We start from the raw sequence: 16,511 nt of genomic DNA, 5'->3' as shown, positions 1-16,511 counted from the left end.
GCCCGTTATTGAACGGGCGATTTCCACTGCGTCGGAGCCGCAGGCGCCGGGGCCGGGGCGGCGGGGGCCGCAGGGGCAGGAGCCGCAGGCGCCTCGGCCTTCGGGGCTTCGGCCGGCTTCGGAGCCTCGGCGGCGGGGGCCGCGGGCTTCGGCGCTTCAGCCTTGGGCGCCTCGGCGGTCTTCGGAGCCTCGACGGGCTTGGGAGCCTCGGCCTTGGGCGGTTCCTGCGACGGGCGCAGGTCCGGCTTCTGCTCGGCGGGAGCCCCGCCCTGCTGGCGCTTCTGCTGGGCGCGCTGAAGCTGGTCGAAGAGCGAGTCCTTGCCCGCCTCCGGCTCCTTCTCGCCCGGCTTCACTTCCTTGACCTTGATGTCGCCCTGGTCGATCGCCTTCGTCCAGTCCTCGCCGCCCGCGGCGCGGCGCTCCCAGGCCGGCAGAACGGTGAGCGCGATGCTGGTGAGGAAGAAGATCGTCGCGAGAATGCCGGTCGCGCGGGTGAGCGCATTGGCCTGGCCGCGGCCGGTGAAGACGCCGTTGCCGCCCATGCCGAGCGCGCCGCCCTCGGACTTTTGATAAAGAACGAGGATGACGAGCGCGGTGACCACCATCAGGTGGATCGCGATGATGATCTGCTGCAGCATTTCCGACCTTCTTTGCGAGCGGAGCGCCGGCAGAGCCGGGCTCGACGCCAAAACCATCGCGGGCTTCTACACTATGCTGGTCGCGCAAGGAAGGGGCGAGATTTAGAAGACCGAGGCGGCCGCTGCGCCCCTGCCCGCGCAAGGCGCCGCAACAAAAAAGCGGGCCGCTCCGGGCCCGCTTCGAAATTCTCAACCGAACCGGCTCAATACATATTGCCGTCCTGGCCCTTCCACTTGCCGCCTTCCTGGTCGAAGCGGGTCTCGTCCTTGAATTCGATGACCTTGCCGGGCTCGATATACTGCTTGTCCTTGATCATCTGGTTCTGGATCGTGGTCGAGTAGTAGTTCGTATTGTCCGAGCAGCCGGCCTTGGGCGCGCCGCCTTCGGGCTTGCATTGCAGATTGGCGCCCTTCGGGAATTTCACGCTGGCGGTGAAATAGAATTCGTAGCCGGCGTGCCCGGCGCCCTCGACGTCGAGCGGCCAGAAGCGGGTGACGTCGAATTTCTCGATCACGGCGTCCTTGTCGAACTTTTCCTTGATCAGGTTTTCGAAGACCTTCTTCGCGTCTTCGGGCTTGGGCTCACAATTCATCAGGCAAAAGGCCTTCGCGGGAAGCGCCCCCGCAAAGGCCGCGAACATCGCAAGCGCGGCGATCTTGAACATTTTCATGAATGCGACTCCCTCGTTCCGCCCAGGACATTGCGGCCGGCCCCGCTCGTTTCGCGTCGGGTTCTGAACTGCGCAACGCCTTAATCATTGACCTTTTTCAAGCTGCACGGCTTCGCCCTTTCCGGCAAGTCGGACGCGCCGCGCGAATTGTCGCACGACGCGCGCGAGGCGGGCGCGGTTGCGCCGTCCGCCCCGGCGCTCTATTGACGGCGCACGTTTTCTCCAACACGCGAAAGAGGGTCTTCATGTCCGCCTATAAGCTCCTGCTCCTGCCCGGCGACGGCATTGGTCCGGAAATCTCCGCCGAGGCCGAGAAGGTCATCGCGTTTCTGGATCAGGCGGGCGTGGCGAAATTCGAGATCGAGCGCGGCCTCGTCGGCGGCGCGGCCTATGACGCACATGGCGTCGCGATCAGCGAAGACGACATGAAGCTGGCCCATGCGGCCGACGCCGTGCTGCTCGCCGCGGTCGGCGGCCCGAAATGGGACGGCGTGCCCTACGCCGTGCGCCCGGAAGCGGGCCTGCTGCGCCTGCGCAAAGACCTCGCCCTCTTCGCCAATCTGCGTCCCGCGATCTGCTATCCGGCGCTCGCCGACGCCTCCTCGCTGAAGCGCGAGCTCGTCGACGGCCTCGACATCATGATCGTGCGCGAGCTGACGGGCGGCGTCTATTTCGGCGAGCCGAAGGAGATCGTCACGCTCGAAAACGGCGAGAAGCGCGCCGTCGACACGCAGGTCTATACGACGCATGAGATCGAGCGCATCGGCCGCGTCGCCTTCGAGCTCGCGCGCAAGCGCAAGAACAAGGTGACCTCGTCCGAGAAGGCGAACGTCATGCGCACCGGCTATCTGTGGCGCGAGGTCATCACCGCGCTGCACAAGCGCGAATATGCCGACGTGCAGCTCGAGCACATGCTCGCCGACGCGCTCGCCATGCAGCTCGTGCGCTGGCCCGAAGCAGTTCGACGTCATCGTCACCGACAATCTCTTCGGCGACATGCTCTCGGACGAAGCGGCGATGCTCACCGGCTCGCTCGGCATGCTGCCCTCCGCCTCGCTCGGCGCGCCGACGCCACCGGCGCGCGCAAGGCGATGTACGAGCCCTGCCACGGCTCGGCGCCCGACATCGCCGGCAAGGGCATCGCCAATCCGATCGCCATGATCGGCTCGCTCGGCATGGCGATGCGCTATTCCTTCGACAACGCCAAGGCGGCGGACGCCATCGACGCGGCGATCGCCAATGTGCTCGCCAAGGGCCTGCGGACCATCGACATCAAGGGCGACGCGCCCTCCTCGATCTCGACCGCGCAGATGGGCGACGCGATCGTCGCGGAGCTGAAGACGATCATCGGTTAAGCGCCGACCGTCTGGAACAAGAAGCGCCCGCCGGGAGACTGGCGGTCAGTTGAAGTAGGGATGACGCCCCTCGTGCTTCGAGACGCCTGCTGCGCAGGCTCCTCAGCATGAGGGGCTTCTTCTTTTTACGCCAATAAGTTAGGCCTCATCCTGATGAGCGAGCGAAGCTCGCGTCTCGAAGGACGAGGCCGCCTTGGTGGTTTATCAGCAAGCTGACGCCCGCCGGGAAACTGGCGGGCGTTTTTCTTTCGGGGTCGACCTTCACTCAGGCCGGCTCCGCGCCTTCCGGCTCCAGCACGGGCTCCAGCACCGGCTCCACGAGCACGGGAATGCGCCGCGCGGCCCGGCGGACGATCGGCCGATAGAGCTGCTTTGTCGCCTCCACCACATGCACGCCGCCGCCCGGCAGCGAAAAGCGCCCGGCGATGCGCTCGAAGGCGGGGGCGGAGCGCAGCAGCGTCACGCGCTGGAAGGGCGGCACGTAAAGCGCCTCGCCCCAGAAGACGGGGAGAAACTGCGCCTCCTGCAGCAGCGTCTGCAACTGGCCGCGCGAATAGGGGTGGCCGTGGCCGAAGGGCGTCGTGTCGACCCGCGCCCAGAGGCCCGTGCGGCTCGGCGCGACGATCACGACGCGCCCACCCGGCGCCAGAATGCGCCAGATCTCCTCGAGCAGATCCTGCGGATGCTCCTCCACTTCGAGCGCGTGGACGAGAAGGATGCGGTCGATGCTCTGGTCCGGCAGGGGCGTCATGGAGGCTTCGACCAGCGCCGTCGCCGACTTGCCGTCGAGCGGCCAGTGAACGACGCCCTGGGTCGCCGGCATGAAGGCGAGGACGCGCTGCGCCTTTTCCCGGAAACCGTCGAGATAGGGCGTGGGATAGCCGATCCCGAGGACGCGCAGGCCGGCGTGGTCTTCCCAGCGCGAGCGCACCATGCGCCCCACCACGCGGCGGGCGACCTCGCCCAGCGCCGTTTCGTAAAAAGCCCGCAATCCAACGACATCGAGCGCCATGGAAGGATCATCCGCTTATTCGCCCTGCGACGCAAGACGAGGTCGGGTCGCATTTTCACACGAGATCTTTATGATATTTCCCAAAGAGTGCGGAGACAGACATGCCCATCGAGGTGGCCCAGTTCATTTGCCTGACGGACAATTTCGGCCTTCTCGTCCATGATCGCGAGACGGGCGCCACCGCGAGCGTCGACGCGCCGGACGGCAAGGCCATCGCGGACGAGACGGAGCGGCGCGGCTGGAAGCTGACGCATCTCCTCATCACTCATCACCATCTCGACCATGTCGAGGGATGGGAGATCCTGAAACAGCGTTTTCCGCAATTGAAGATCTTCGGCTCCGCCGCCGACGCGCATCGCCTCCCGCCGCTCGACCAGGCGGTGTCGGACGGCGACGAGGTGCGGCTCGGCGCCTCCCGCGCGAGAGTGATTGCGACGCCCGGCCATACGTCCGGCCACATCGTTTACTGGTTCCCCGACGACGAGGCGGTCTTTGTCGGCGACACGCTGTTCTCGCTGGGCTGCGGGCGCGTCTTCGAGGGCACGATGGACGAGATGCGGCTCTCGCTCGAAAAGATCGCCAACCTCCCGCGCGAAACGCGCGTCTATTGCGGCCATGAATATACGCAGTCGAACGGCCGCTTCGCGATCACGGTGGACCCGGAGAACCCGGTGCTGCGCGACCGGCTCGCGAGCGTCGCAGAACTACGCGCGGCGGGGAAGTTCACCCTGCCGACGACGATCGCGCTCGAAAACGCGACGAACCCCTTTCTGCGCGTCGAGGACCCCAAGGTGAAGCACGCCATGGGCATGGACGACGCCAATCCCTTCGCCGTCTTCGCCGCCATGCGCGAACGCAAGAACAGGTTCGCCTGAGATGAGCGCGTCCAATCTCTCCGCCGAGCAAGTCGCGCGCCTGCTGGGCCTCGCCCCGCATCCCGAGGGCGGCTTCTACAAGGAGACCTTCCGCGACCCGCGCGAGATCGACGGGCGTTCGGTCGGCACCGCCATCTATTATCTGCTGCCGGCGGGGCAGGTCTCGCAATGGCATCGGGTCGACGCCGGCGAAATCTGGCATTGGCACGCCGGCGCGCCGCTGGAGCTGTCGCTCTATGACGGCGCCCGAAAGACCCTTCTGCGGCTCGGCCCGGATCTCGTCGCGGGCGAGCGCCCGCAGGGGATCGTCCCCGCGGGGGTCTGGCAATCCGCGAAAAGCCTCGGGGCCTGGACGCTCGTCGGTTGCACCGTCGCGCCGGGCTTCGAATTCGCGCATTTTGAACTTGCGCCGGATGGGGAGCCGCCATTTTAGGTGGAGTTTGAGAAATGCCGCTCGGGAGCGAGCATGTTTTGATCGTCGTCGACCCGGCGTTCGCGGAAAGACTCGACGCCGAAGCAGAAATCCAGCCGGTGTGGCTATGCGACACGCCGATAAATCGCAGAGCCGCGGAAATCTTCTGGGCCAAAAAACCGGCTCCTCCGGGACGAGTTACGACCTTCAGAGCCACGGGCTCGGGATCCAGAGAGCAGATGTTGCTGGATATCCTCGACACGGTCGATATGCACCATCCGTCGTGGACTCGGCTGCGCGTGATCGGTGTTCAGCCAAGCGCGGCGATACAGTCCGCGCTCGCCGGATTCGGACCCGGATCGCTTGAAGCGGTCGGCTCGGGCTTCGCCTTTGAACGGCTGCCTCCGGGGTGACGGAGATTTGCCGAACCGGCGCGAGGCGGATTTTCTGAGCGCCCACGCGTGGGGCTTTGTGCCCGTCGCCGGATAGTGTATCGGGGCGCTTAAAGACAAGAAGAGGAAACGACGCCCATGTGCTGGAGCGGTGAAGCTTCGACGGTTTTGGCGGCGACGGGCATCGCCGGCGCGGCCTATTCGGCGCTCAAGAAGGATCCGGAGCCGCTCGCCCTGTGGATCTGCCTTCTCTATTTCGCGAGCATGGAGTCGCTGCAGGCGGTCGCCTATTCGGTGCTGAATCAATGCGATTCGCCACTGAATCAGATGATGACCATGTTCGGTTATCTACACATCACCTTCCAGCCTTTCTTCATCAACGCCGTGGCGCTCTACTTCATGCCCAAGGACAGCGCGCGCATCGTCGCGCCCTGGGCCTATTTCGGCTGCTTCGTCGCCGCGATCCTGATGCTGATCCAGCTCTATCCCTTCAGCTGGGCGGGCCATTGCGCGCTGGGCCGGCCGCTCTGCGGCGAGGTGCTCTGCACCGTGCGCGGCGAATGGCACATCGCCTGGCTGCTGCCGACCAACGGCATCGGCAACAGCATGGCCGACAACGCCACGCTCGGGCGCGGCTATATCGGCTATCCGATGATGGCCTTCTTCATCCCGTCGCTCTACGGCAGCTGGCGCTTCATCCTGTTCTCCTGGGTCGCCGGGCCATGGCTCGCGAGCCTCACGACGAACAACATCAATGAATGGCCGGCGGTGTGGTGCCTGTTCTCGATTGGCCTCGTGCTCGCCATCATCAAGACGCCGCTGCGCTACCACCTGCATGTCGGCGATCCGTGGTGGATGATGCTCTGGAAGCGGCATAAGCGCCGCAAGGCCGCGCATGCGCCGGTTCCTGCCTCGGCAGGCGAGACGACGATGGCCAAGGAGCCCGCGGAGTAGCCCCCTCCCCAGCCCTCCCCCGCTCGCGCGGGAGAGGGCGAGGATTGTCGCCTTCATCGACAATGGAGATCGTGAGCGTCCCCTCTCCCGCGAAGCGGGGGAGGGACAGGGAGGGGGTCACTCCCCGGCGCTCACCACGCCCCCGATCAAATTCACGGCCAGCAATTTCTCGGATGACAATTCGGCGGCGAGGGGCGTCACGATCGCCCCCGCCGCCATCTTGTTTTTGAGCGCCCCCCGCGCCGCGACAGCCTCCGCCCAATCGACCGCGCGAAAACGCAGCGTCTCCCCAGGCCGCAGTTGCGCCAACCGCCCGAGATCAGCGCCGATCGCGGTCGCGATCTTGGGATAGCCGCCGGTGGGCTGGCGATCCGCCATCAGCACGAAAGGGACGCCCGACCCCGGAACCTGGATGGCCCCCATGGCTGCGCCGTCCGAGACGATGTCGTGGCCCTTCGCATGGGCGAGGCGCGGGCCTTCCAGCGCATAGGCCATGCGGTCGCTGCGGGCGCCGACGCGCCATTCCGCGGAGAGCAGCGTCGCTATGGCGCCCGGCGGAAAGTAGTCGTCCTGCGGCCCAAGCATGACGCGGATCGGCGCGTCGTCTTGGACCAGCCACGGCGCGACGAGCGCGTGCGAACCGTGCGGCGGCGGCATGAGGTCCGAGAGCGGCAGCGCGTCGCCCGCCGTGAGCGGCTTGGGACCAATCCCCGAGCGCGCATGGGTCGCGAGCGAACCGAGCGCTTTGGCGATGTCGAACTGCGCGCCAACGGCGACATAACACCAGGCGCCGAAAGCTCCGGCCCGCATGACCAGGCGGGCTCCCGGCTCGAGCGGAAAGAGGCCAGCGGGCGGCAGCATCGTCCCGTCGAGCCGGATGTCGAAGGCGCCGCCGGCGACGGCGACGGCGAGCGTCGCGCCTTCGGCCTCGAAAACCGCCCCGCCGAGCGAGACTTCGATCGCGGCGTCGGCGCCGACGGCGCGCGTCGCCGCGATGAAAGCGGCTTCGTCCATCGGCCCCGCCGGGGTGACGCCGAAGCGCGAATGGCCGAAGCGGCCGGCGTCCTGAATGGTGACGCCCGGCCCGGCAGCGCGGACGAGAAGCCGCGCGCTCATGGCGCCTCGCGGCGCGCGACGATCTCGCCCTGCCCCGCCCGTGCGTCGAGCGCCGCGAAGGTCATGGCGTCCACGGGCTCGAAGCGCAAGGCGTCGCCCGGCGCAACAAGGAAGGGCGGATCCCGGCGCAGCGAAAAGAGCCGCTCCGGCGTGCGGCCGACGACATACCAGCCGGTCGGCATGGGATTGGTCGCAATGAGCGACAGGCCGCCGCCGATCAGCACGGCGCCTTCCGGCGTCGGTGCGCGCGGGGCGAGGCGACGCGGAACGGCGAGCGCCTGCGGCAGCCCGCCGAGATAGCACCAGCCCGGCGCGAAGCCATACATGTAGGCGCGATATCGGGCATTGGCGTGGGTTTCCGCAAGCGCTTGCGCGGTAAGGCCGAGAAGGGCGGCGGCCTCCTCCAGGTCTTCGGCAATGGCGGGATCGTAGCAGCAGGGAATGATCCAGCTCGCGCCGTCATTGCGAGCGTAGCGCAGCGATCCAGGGGCGTCCGCGCTTTGGATCGCTTCGTCGCTGTCGCTCCTCGCAATGAGGGCGTTGACCCAGTCGATCAACTCCGTTCGCGGCAACTCCAGCGGCTCGTAACGCACCATCAGCGAGCGGTATGTCGGCGTCGTCTCCTTCACGCCTTTCGGCGCCGCGCGGCGAAGGGCGTCGTCGAGCGCCAGCACGCGCGCATTTATTTCCGCGTGGACCGCGTCGCCGAACTCCACCGTCAGCGCCGCCTCGCCCTGATCGAGAAAGCGCGGGCGATCGTAACGCATCTAGCCCTCGACGAAGGCGCGCAGAGCGTAGCCTTCCGCCTCCAGCCCCGCCCGCAGGCGGCGCGCCATCTCGACGGCGTGCGCCGTGTCGCCATGCACGCAGACGGAGTCGATCGGCGTCGGCAAGCGCTTGCCTGTGATTGTGATGAGCGCGTTCTCGCTGAGCATGTCGCGCACGCGCGCAATCGCCGCGTCGCAATCCGCGATGACCGCGCCCGGCTGGCTGCGTGGTTGCAGACGCCCGTCATCGACATAGGCGCGGTCGGCGAAAATCTCATGCGCGACTTTCAGCCCCGCGCGTTCACCCGCGCGCGCCTGTTCCGAAAGCGCGATGGCGAGCAGCGCGAGGAAGGGGTCGACGGCCCGGGTCGCGCGCGCGATCGCATTGGCGACATCCGCGTCCCGCTCGGCGATATTGGCGAGCGCGCCATGGGCCTTCACATAGGTCGCGCGATGCCCGCTGTGGGCCGCGAGCGCCTGCGCGGCGCCGATCTGATAGGCGACGGCCCGCTCGATCTCCACGACGGTCATCGCCATCGGCCGGCGCCCGAATCCGACGAGATCCGGAAAGCCGACATGCGCGCCGACGGCGACGCCGCGCGCCCGAGCAAGCGCGAAAGTCGCCGCCATGATGTCGGGGTCGCCCGCGTGAAAGCCACAGGCGACACTGGCGCTCGTCACCACGTCGAGCATGGCGGCGTCGTCGCCCATGCGCCAGGGGCCAAAGCCTTCGCCGAGATCGGCGTTGAGATCGATATGCCGCATCGTCGTCATTGGAACGATCTTAGCGCGCGGCGCCGCAACACGACAGCGCCGCAGCGTGCAATTGCCATTTCCTGTTGGCTATGATCAGCTCAGCTCACGCCCCGAGTGGGCTGGGGGAAACGAGCATGCGCATCTTCGCGGCGGTCCTGGCGACCGCCCTTTCTTTCGCGACCGCGGCTTTCGCGGGCAATCCGGTCGGCAAATATTCGGTCGAGGGCAAGAACCCCGACGGCAAGTCGTCCTACTCCGGCACGGTGACGGTCGAGAAGACCGGCGAGACTTACAAAGTGACCTGGAATGTCGGCGGAACCGTCTTTATCGGCACCGGCCTTGGCGACAAGAATTTCCTCGCCGTCAGCTACAAATCGGGCGGCGACACCGGTCTCGCGCTCTATGGCGAGGACGGCGACAATTGGGCCGGCATCTGGACCTATCACAACGGCAAGAAGATCGGCGCCGAGATGTGGACGCGCCAGTAAGGCGAAGGCTTTCGCCAGCGCCGAACGCAATTCCTTCTCCCGTCTGCGGGAGAAGGAAGCCGCTGCGTCAGAGGGCGGCGCTCAACGCCGGGGGAACTCCACCTTCACCCCGAAGGCCTGCGCGAGAAACAGCGCGCCATGGATGAGGCCCGCATTGTCGATTCCATGACCAAGACCGGCGGACATGTGCCATTGCGTGGGCACATTCATGTCGGCGAGCGAATTCGCCGACAGCATCATCGCGTCGACCGGGATGAGCTCGTCCTCCTCGCCATGGACGAGAAGCACGTTGGGCGGCGGGTTCTGGGCCGGCCGCTCGGCCCCGGGCTGGTCGGGCCCGAGCACCAGGATGCCGGAATAGCCGAGAATGGCGCGCGGCGCCGTGCGGCGGCGCAGGCCCGAATGTAGCGCCATCATCGTGCCCTGGCTGAAACCCACGAGCGCGAGCGAGCGCTCGTCGAAGCCGCGCTTCTCCAGTTCTTCGTCGAGGAAATCATCGAGCGTCGGGCGCGCGGCGATCACGCCGCGCCAGCGCTCCTCGGGATCGCGCATCGTGAGGGGAAACCATTGCCGGCCCATGGGCGACATGGCGCAGCGCTCGGGCGCGTGCGGCGCGACAAAATCGGCGTCGGGGAGGAAAGTGCGCCACTGGCGCCCGATCTCGATGAGATCGGCGCCGTCCGCGCCATACCCGTGCAGGAATACAACGAGTTGCCGGGCCTTGCCGGACTTCGCTGCAACTCTCGGACCGTCGATCGCCGCCATTTGTCGCGCTCCCCTTTATCGCCGATAGCTAGTCGGGGGTAAGCGCGCCAAGGTCAAGAGCGAAAGACGTTTCCGGACTCAGAGCAGAGCGAAACGAAGGAGCTTGACGGCATAGATGCACGCGCCGGCGAGCGTGCCATGCTTCACCATCGTCATCGCGATCCAAATGTGATCCGGCCTCATCATCATGTCTTAACCTTTCATAAAGGCGCGCCGCCGCGCGCGGGGCTTCGCAGTCCAGCGAGGATGGAGAGACGTCTTGTTGTCAGGTTCAGGGCGTCTGCGTCTCGACAGGCCCTTGCGAAAGACGCGCCATGGCGTCCCCATTCGGCTGAGCGATTTCGTCGCACCCTATATGTGCGCGCCGAATTTCGCCGCTCGAAACCTGACTTGCGAGGTAACGGCGTAACCGATGTTTTGCAAGCGAATGCCTTCGCGAATCCGGCATTCGCGACAATATGTCACTTAGTGCGGCAGGGGCCGCGCAAGGCGACTGGGAACACGACTGTCATGCCCAAAATGCTGATACTGCTCGGCGCTGTATTGATATGCGCGGGGCTCCTCTGGATTGCGGCGGAGCGCTTCGGCGTCACGCTTGGGCGCCTGCCGGGCGACATCGTCTACGAGCGCGGCAATATCCGCGTTTTCATTCCGCTCGCGACGTCGCTGCTTCTCAGCATCGTCGCGAGCGCCCTCTTCTGGCTAATGAATCGCTAAGCGAATTCGCGAGCTTGCTTTGACAACGCCCCGCTCCCGCCGCCTAATGACGGCAAAGGAGACAGGCTGTGTACGACGTGCTCAAGGGATTCTCGACGGCGCAGATGGCGGTCCTTTTCTGCGGCGGCTTCGCCGTGGCGACGGCGATCGGAATTTTTGCCTGCCGCCCCTATTCGAGGCGATGGATCCACGGACGGCGCAACGCCAACGACATGATCGGCTTCTCGTTGCAGAGCTTCGCCGCGCTTTACGGCATTCTGCTCGGCCTCCTCGCTGTCGAAGCCTATCAGGATTTCTCCGCCGCAAAGGACGCCGTCTCGAAGAAGGCGCTGACTTTCGCGACGCTGTATCACGATCTCAACGGCTTCCCGATGCCATTGCGGGAAGAGCTTCAACAGGATTTGCACGACTACGCCGTCGAAGCCGTCGAGACGCATTGGCCGAAAGACCCGAATACGCCGACCGTCACCGGCTCGTCGCCTACGCTGCGTCGCATGATGGGCAAGGTCCTGAAATTCGAACCGCGCACGAAGAGCGAAGAAGTCGCTTACACGGAGACGTTCCGTCAGCTGAACGTGATGATCGAGCAGCGACGCCTGCTGCTCGCCGCCGAGAGCGCGGGCATACCCGGTCCCTTATGGTCGATCGTCTATCTCGGCGCGTTCCTCTATCTGCTGCTGATGTGCCTTTTCGACATGGAGAGGCATGTGCATCTGCTGCTCGGCGTAACAACGTCGCTCTTTCTCGGGGCGGTCGTCTTTCTCATCGCCGCGCTCGACAATCCGTTCCGCGGCGGCGTCACGGTCGATCCCGAGCCGATCATTCAGATGCGGGACCGACCGATCAGGACGGTTGAATGACGCGCGTCTTTCGCAGGAGTCAATTTACGGCGAGTGCGCTTTTGGCGCTTCTCGCCGCGACCGCCGCGCGCGCCGAAACATTCGAGTCGGATTACACGTCGCTGCAGGATTGCGCGCCGGCGCCGCATTTGAAATTGCCTTCCCGCACGATCGAGCAGGGCGCCTTTCGTTGCGACGGCGTCGCCGGCTACTCCGTCTATGTCGTCGACGACGATCCGCGCAGCTTCCTCGTCGTCGAACGCGGCGACAAACTTTACTCGCTCGAAAAGCCGATGGTCGGCGCTTTCGCGCCCGGCGACTTTCCGAATGTCGTCGGCGCGAAGAAAGCCGAGTGGCGCCTCGATGCGTCGGGCAAAGCCGTCGGGCTGATCGTGCGCGTCTCCTATCTGCGCAAGGAAAGCGGCGGCGCGGCGTCCGCGCTCATGGCTTTCGATTTGCGCGGAGCCGCGCCTGCGTTGATCGGCGTGGCGGGCGCGAATGAGGAAGCGCGGCTGCTTGTCGACAACGCCGCCGGGAGCGTCGGGGCGGCGCGCATAAAACGCTGATCGGCGAAGGTCTCGCACGTGCGATTTCGAGCGCTTGAGCGACGGCGTGCGCGCGTTGGCGCGCAACGCGGATTTGTGAAACGGCGCCGGGCGCCACGAAATGGCCAGCGGGCTTTTTGTCGCCTGCGGTCAGGAACAACCCTCGGTCGCCTCTGGTTGTTCGCTGACGCGACATATCGCGGAAAAGCCAACGTACCGAGGATGCCGACATGCAGCTCTTCAAGCGAAATCGGGAACGCGACGCCGAGAATATCGGGGCCGTGGTCGCCCAGCAGGCGTCGAGCGCCGCCGATCAGGCGGGGCGCATGGTCGAACAGGGCATGGAGCAGGCCACAAAGACGCTCGCCGCCGCGCGCGAGCAGGGTCAGCAGGTCGCCGACAGCGCGAGCGAAGCGATAGAGGATTGGCGCGCGACGGTCGAATCCACCGTCCGGGCGCAGCCTATCGCCGCCCTCGCCTTCGCGGCCCTCGCCGGCATTGCGCTCGGCGCGATGTGGCGCTCGGGCGAAAAATAACGGTCGACCAGCGCGGCGTCGTCAGGGCGCCGCGCGCCAGACAGGGAACCGTTGAGCGCCCGGCCGCGTTTCCTCTCCATGCGCAACGCTCTCGCCCTCGTTCTCGCAAGCGGAGCATGGCTTTCAGCCATGGCGAGCGCGCCCGCGCATGCGCAGGAAAATCGTTTCGCGCTTTCCTACGGAGACGACGGACAGGCCCCCGCCCACACCGCGTGGCGCCGCCGGGTCGAGCGGGCGCGACTGGATTACGACGCCTTCGCGGCCCGCGCCGTGGAGGTCTATCTGTCCTACGCGCCCCCCGCCCCCCGGGAGAAGCGCGCCCCCGGCGTCACGACGATCATGCGAGACCCGACCTTGCGCGCCGGCGACATTTACGCCGCAACGGATGGTTTCATGGTGTTCAGAGGCCGGGCCGCTGCTGCGCACGCGCCTGCCGACTTCACGCCGCTGCCGGACGAACGCGCCCGGAAATTGTCGCTGGCCATCGCCCCGGCGCGCTGACGCGGGCCTCGCACGCCGACGTCCCAGCCAACAAATCAAAAGCTTAAGCAGGACGCGCGTTTGCGGGCGTCTACTGTTACTGCGCAGCTTTGATATTCACTAGCGTGGCTTTAAGATTCCAATTATTGGATGGAGAATTGGTAGATGAATCGCAGAACTTTCTATCTAGCCGCGATTGCGGCCTTCGCAGTGACGACAGCTTCCGCCGCCGACGCGCCGGGCGGCGTGGGGGCGCTGTCGGCAGGCGCGCCGCCTCCGACGCAGCTTTCCGCCGACCAGCGCGGCGCGATCGTGCGAGAGCTCGTCTCCAAATTCCAGGACCAGGTTCAGAAGACGCCGCATGGCGACGTCCGCGCATGGTCGTCGAAACTGCTGAAGGCCGCGGCGGCGGCGGACGCCGCCAATCTCCTGCGCGCCACTACCGCGCCGTCGCTGGAGACGATGCACGCCGCGCTGAACGGCGCGACGATCAACAGCCTGGCGTCTTCGTCCCTCTCGGTCGCGGCGCCGGCGGCGGAGCAGCCCGCTCTGCTCGGATCGACGATCGCCGACACGACCTATACGCCCCTGCCCAACGGTCGCTGCCGCATCGCGGATTCGCGCGTGATCACCTCGCCGCTGACGCCGAATGTCGCGCGCCAGATCGATGTGGAGGACATTTCCAGCTACGCGGCACAGGGCGGAACGGGCACATTGGCGAATGGCGACGGCTCCGCCAATTGCGGCATCCCTTCCTTCACGACGGCGCTCGTCGTCAGCGTCACGGTTCTCGATCCCGCGGGAAGCGGCGTCGTGAAGGTGTTCGGCGCCGACCAGAGCTACCAGCAGGGCAACAGCATTCTGGTCACGGCTGGCTCCTTTGGCGCGACGAGCGACCTCATCGTACGTTCCTGCCAATCATGCGCGTTGGAGCTGGCCATCCAGTCGACAGTGGCGGTGAATTACACGATGAACGTCATCGGCTATTTCATGCCGCCGCAGGCGACGGCGCTGGAATGCGTGAACACGGCGGCTACGATCACAGCCGTCCCCGCCGGGGCGGTTGCAAACTCCGCGGCGCCCGCCTGTGCCGCTGGCTATACGCAGACCGCAACCAATTGCGAATCCTCGATCTGGCAGATGCCGTTCGTCTTCTTTAATGGGGGAACCTGCTCCGCGCAGAACAACAGTAGCGGCGCAGCCCAGATCCGCTCAAGCCGGACCTGCTGCCGCGTGCCGGGCAGATAAGGCCGCGGCGACGGCAAATCGAGAGCTTCGGTATTTCCAAAATGAAACGCCCCGACCTAACGGGGCGTTTCGCGATCCATCCAGCGGACGGGCGTCACCAACCCCAGCCGCCATAGCCCCAGCCGGGATATCCGCAGACATTCACCCAGGTCCGCGCCCATCCCCAGCCTGTCCAGATCATGCGCGGGCGGTAGCAGCCATAGCCATAGCCGCCGTAGAACACGGGACGGTAATAGGGCCGATAATAGGGACGGTAGTAGGGGCGATATCCCCAGCCGCGGTAGCCCCAGCCCGGATGGCCCCAATAGCCGGCGCGGCCAAAGCCGCCGCCGCCCCAGCCGCCACCCCAGCCATGGCCGCCCCAACCTCCGCCGGCCCAGCCGCCGCCAAAGCGCGGGCCGCCGCCCCAGCCACCGCCCCAGCCGCCAATATGGCCGCCGCCAAAGCCGCCGCTGCTCAGCCGGCCGCCGCCAAAACCGCCGAAATGGCCGCCGCCGCCAAAGCTTCCGCCATGCCCCCAGGCAAGGGCTTCTCCCGGCAGGATAAGCGCGGCCGTCAACGCGCCAGTGAGAGCGATTTTCCGAAGCATCTTTGCGCTCCTGTAGAAAAAGGACGCCCCTCCGCACGAAGCTTAGCCAGCTCTTGCGATTATTGCCAGCCGCGGCTGCGCCGGCGAGGGAAGCGCGACAAATCGAGGGTCGCCAAGCGTCGCGGCGCGTTAAGCGTTGCGTCGCGTTAAGCGGTCCGCCTCGATGAGGGCGTGCTTGATTGTATTCAGCGGCCCAGCCAGCCGCGCGCCTTCATCTGCCCGGCGACCAGCGACATGACCCTGTCATTGCCGTTCTCGTTGAAATGCGGGTCGTCCACGGAAACGACATGGTTCGGCGCGTCGATGGCGACCATGATGAAATCGAAGCCCTCATTCAGCTCACGGCTTGCCGCGAGATAAGTCGCGATGCCGCCCGAGCGATAGAGCCTGTCCTTGAACCGCACATATTGCGGCTCCCTCTTGAAGTATGGAAACTTCGACAACTCCGCGAGGCCGACATCCGTCGAGCGGTCGACGTCGAACAGGACGAAGCGCGCGCCGTGGCGCGCCGCCTCCGAGCGCATCTCGTCATAGAGCGCGCGGGTCAGCGCAATGCTGTAGCGCTTCCTCTCGCTCGATGGTTCGAGCCAGAGGCTCCAGGGCGATTTCTCGTAATCGATCGAGTCCTTGGTCTCGACGATCGGCGTAGCGTCGCCGGGGGCCGGCGCGCCGATCGGCGGCGCGGGCGGCGGGAGGAATTGCTCCCAATAGCCGTCGATGCTGCCATAGCGCTGAATGAAATAGATGCACTGGAGATAGGACGAGCAGAAAGTCTCGCCGATCTGCCGCGACGGCGCGATGAGCTTCCCCTGCGCGTCGAGACGGAAGGTCGGCTTGAGATGACCGGCGCCGAATTGCGTCGAGTGCGAGGGGAAGATCGCATTCCAGAGATCGTTGCCGAGCGTCTGCCAGACCACGACCATGTCGGCCCGGTAGCCTTTCGAAAAATAGGATTGGAGCGCAAGAAGCTCCTGATCCGCCCCGTAGCCGGAGACGCCGAGCGAGAAGACCTTCACATTGTCGCGGCCGGAGGCTTCGGCGAGATGTTTCTGCAGCGCATCTTCGGGCAAACGATGGTCGGCGCAGGAAAAGCACTCGACCTGCGAGTCGCCGATCAGCACGACGACGAAATCGCCGTCGGCGATGTCGATGGGCTTGCCGCGAAAGCCGAGCTGATTGGCCTCGGAATACTTGCCCTTCGTGAAGTTCAGCTCCCAGGCGTCGATCCAGCCGGAGCGGATCTTGCTCGGATCGAAGACGCGCAGCGCGACTTCGCCAAGGCCGAGGGAGACGAGGACGGAGAGCCCGGTCAGGGCGGCAAGGGCGACAAGAGGATTCATCGTGCGGACTTCGCCG

At 65.9% G+C, this 16,511-nt stretch carries 21 protein-coding genes; 12 read left to right on the top strand and 9 right to left on the bottom strand.

Going from position 1 to position 16,511, the window contains the following annotated elements; translation table 11 throughout:
* Positions 1–5: 5 nt before the first annotated feature.
* Both secG and ACPFMJ_RS16985 read right to left on the bottom strand, forming a co-directional pair.
* Entirely contained in the window at positions 6–638 is a 633-nt protein-coding gene (gene secG / locus ACPFMJ_RS16990) for a preprotein translocase subunit SecG (protein WP_424361111.1), read from the bottom strand.
* Positions 639–841: 203 nt separating this feature from the next.
* The gene (locus ACPFMJ_RS16985; RefSeq protein WP_424361110.1) at positions 842–1,309 is read right to left on the bottom strand and encodes a hypothetical protein; all 468 of its coding nucleotides are present in this window, start codon (positions 1,307–1,309) and stop codon (positions 842–844) included.
* 245 nt (positions 1,310–1,554) lie between these two features.
* Between ACPFMJ_RS16985 and leuB the strand changes: the two genes are divergently transcribed.
* Positions 1,555–2,664 (top strand): 3-isopropylmalate dehydrogenase, encoded by a 1,110-nt coding sequence (gene leuB / locus ACPFMJ_RS16980; RefSeq protein WP_424361109.1) that lies wholly within the window; start codon positions 1,555–1,557, stop codon positions 2,662–2,664.
* Between the two features lie 265 nt (positions 2,665–2,929).
* Here the strand turns inward: leuB and ACPFMJ_RS16975 are convergent, their stop codons facing one another.
* Complete coding sequence (locus ACPFMJ_RS16975; protein ID WP_424361108.1) at positions 2,930–3,676, bottom strand: class I SAM-dependent methyltransferase; 747 nt, start codon at positions 3,674–3,676, stop codon at positions 2,930–2,932.
* Positions 3,677–3,777: 101 nt separating this feature from the next.
* Between ACPFMJ_RS16975 and gloB the strand changes: the two genes are divergently transcribed.
* The 4 genes from gloB to ACPFMJ_RS16955 all read left to right on the top strand — a co-directional run bounded on the left by gloB (position 3,778) and on the right by ACPFMJ_RS16955 (position 6,309).
* Positions 3,778–4,551 carry a hydroxyacylglutathione hydrolase gene (gene gloB / locus ACPFMJ_RS16970; protein WP_424361107.1) on the top strand — a complete coding sequence of 258 codons (774 nt, stop codon included), beginning with the start codon at positions 3,778–3,780 and terminating at the stop codon, positions 4,549–4,551.
* 1 nt (position 4,552) lies between these two features.
* Positions 4,553–4,984 (top strand): cupin domain-containing protein, encoded by a 432-nt coding sequence (locus tag ACPFMJ_RS16965; protein ID WP_424361106.1) that lies wholly within the window; start codon positions 4,553–4,555, stop codon positions 4,982–4,984.
* 38 nt (positions 4,985–5,022) lie between these two features.
* Positions 5,023–5,376: a hypothetical protein gene (locus tag ACPFMJ_RS16960; RefSeq protein WP_424361105.1), complete on the top strand. Its 354-nt coding sequence runs from the start codon at positions 5,023–5,025 to the stop codon at positions 5,374–5,376.
* A 117-nt stretch (positions 5,377–5,493) separates the two neighbouring features.
* Positions 5,494–6,309 carry a DUF5765 domain-containing protein gene (locus tag ACPFMJ_RS16955; protein WP_424361104.1) on the top strand — a complete coding sequence of 272 codons (816 nt, stop codon included), beginning with the start codon at positions 5,494–5,496 and terminating at the stop codon, positions 6,307–6,309.
* Positions 6,310–6,426: 117 nt separating this feature from the next.
* On the opposite strand, the gene ACPFMJ_RS16950 is transcribed toward ACPFMJ_RS16955, so the two are convergent.
* The 3 genes from ACPFMJ_RS16950 to ACPFMJ_RS16940 are packed head-to-tail and all read right to left on the bottom strand — an operon-like array spanning position 6,427 to position 8,957.
* Entirely contained in the window at positions 6,427–7,425 is a 999-nt protein-coding gene (locus ACPFMJ_RS16950) for a biotin-dependent carboxyltransferase family protein (protein WP_424361103.1), read from the bottom strand.
* Complete coding sequence (locus ACPFMJ_RS16945) at positions 7,422–8,192, bottom strand: 5-oxoprolinase subunit B family protein (protein WP_424361102.1); 771 nt, start codon at positions 8,190–8,192, stop codon at positions 7,422–7,424. Before ACPFMJ_RS16945 ends, ACPFMJ_RS16950 begins: the two co-directional genes overlap by 4 nt.
* Positions 8,193–8,957 (bottom strand): LamB/YcsF family protein, encoded by a 765-nt coding sequence (locus tag ACPFMJ_RS16940; protein ID WP_424363897.1) that lies wholly within the window; start codon positions 8,955–8,957, stop codon positions 8,193–8,195.
* Positions 8,958–9,082: 125 nt separating this feature from the next.
* On the opposite strand from ACPFMJ_RS16940, the gene ACPFMJ_RS16935 reads away from it, so the two are divergent.
* The gene (locus ACPFMJ_RS16935) at positions 9,083–9,436 is read left to right on the top strand and encodes a hypothetical protein (RefSeq protein ID WP_424361101.1); all 354 of its coding nucleotides are present in this window, start codon (positions 9,083–9,085) and stop codon (positions 9,434–9,436) included.
* An 81-nt stretch (positions 9,437–9,517) separates the two neighbouring features.
* Here ACPFMJ_RS16935 and ACPFMJ_RS16930 read toward each other — a convergent pair whose 3' ends face one another.
* Positions 9,518–10,201 (bottom strand): alpha/beta hydrolase, encoded by a 684-nt coding sequence (locus ACPFMJ_RS16930; protein ID WP_424361100.1) that lies wholly within the window; start codon positions 10,199–10,201, stop codon positions 9,518–9,520.
* Positions 10,202–10,711: 510 nt separating this feature from the next.
* On the opposite strand from ACPFMJ_RS16930, the gene ACPFMJ_RS16925 reads away from it, so the two are divergent.
* From ACPFMJ_RS16925 to ACPFMJ_RS16900, 6 genes are all read left to right on the top strand, one after another.
* Positions 10,712–10,918: a DUF2905 domain-containing protein gene (locus tag ACPFMJ_RS16925; protein ID WP_424361099.1), complete on the top strand. Its 207-nt coding sequence runs from the start codon at positions 10,712–10,714 to the stop codon at positions 10,916–10,918.
* A gap of 68 nt (positions 10,919–10,986) precedes the next feature.
* Complete coding sequence (locus ACPFMJ_RS16920) at positions 10,987–11,778, top strand: hypothetical protein (protein WP_424361098.1); 792 nt, start codon at positions 10,987–10,989, stop codon at positions 11,776–11,778.
* Positions 11,775–12,323 (top strand): hypothetical protein, encoded by a 549-nt coding sequence (locus ACPFMJ_RS16915; RefSeq protein ID WP_424361097.1) that lies wholly within the window; start codon positions 11,775–11,777, stop codon positions 12,321–12,323. The genes ACPFMJ_RS16920 and ACPFMJ_RS16915 overlap by 4 nt, the downstream gene beginning before the upstream one ends.
* A 209-nt stretch (positions 12,324–12,532) precedes the next feature.
* Positions 12,533–12,838: a hypothetical protein gene (locus ACPFMJ_RS16910; protein ID WP_424361096.1), complete on the top strand. Its 306-nt coding sequence runs from the start codon at positions 12,533–12,535 to the stop codon at positions 12,836–12,838.
* 129 nt (positions 12,839–12,967) lie between these two features.
* Positions 12,968–13,339, top strand: a complete 372-nt coding sequence (locus ACPFMJ_RS16905) for a hypothetical protein (RefSeq protein ID WP_424361095.1) — start codon at positions 12,968–12,970, stop codon at positions 13,337–13,339.
* Positions 13,340–13,483: 144 nt separating this feature from the next.
* Complete coding sequence (locus ACPFMJ_RS16900) at positions 13,484–14,566, top strand: hypothetical protein (protein WP_424361094.1); 1,083 nt, start codon at positions 13,484–13,486, stop codon at positions 14,564–14,566.
* 94 nt (positions 14,567–14,660) lie between these two features.
* On the opposite strand, the gene ACPFMJ_RS16895 is transcribed toward ACPFMJ_RS16900, so the two are convergent.
* Together ACPFMJ_RS16895 and ACPFMJ_RS16890 are read right to left on the bottom strand one after the other, a co-directional pair.
* A complete protein-coding gene (locus ACPFMJ_RS16895) occupies positions 14,661–15,155 on the bottom strand; it encodes a hypothetical protein (protein WP_424361093.1) in 495 nt (164 codons plus the stop codon).
* 185 nt (positions 15,156–15,340) lie between these two features.
* Positions 15,341–16,495, bottom strand: coding sequence for a hypothetical protein (locus ACPFMJ_RS16890; protein WP_424361092.1), 1,155 nt, complete (start codon positions 16,493–16,495; stop codon positions 15,341–15,343).
* Positions 16,496–16,511: the final 16 nt, after the last annotated feature.

The sequence above is a fragment of the Methylocystis parvus genome (assembly GCF_049675845.1).
GTDB classification, from domain to species: domain Bacteria; phylum Pseudomonadota; class Alphaproteobacteria; order Rhizobiales; family Beijerinckiaceae; genus Methylocystis; species Methylocystis parvus_A.
This window is presented reverse-complemented; position numbering and strand designations above follow the sequence as displayed.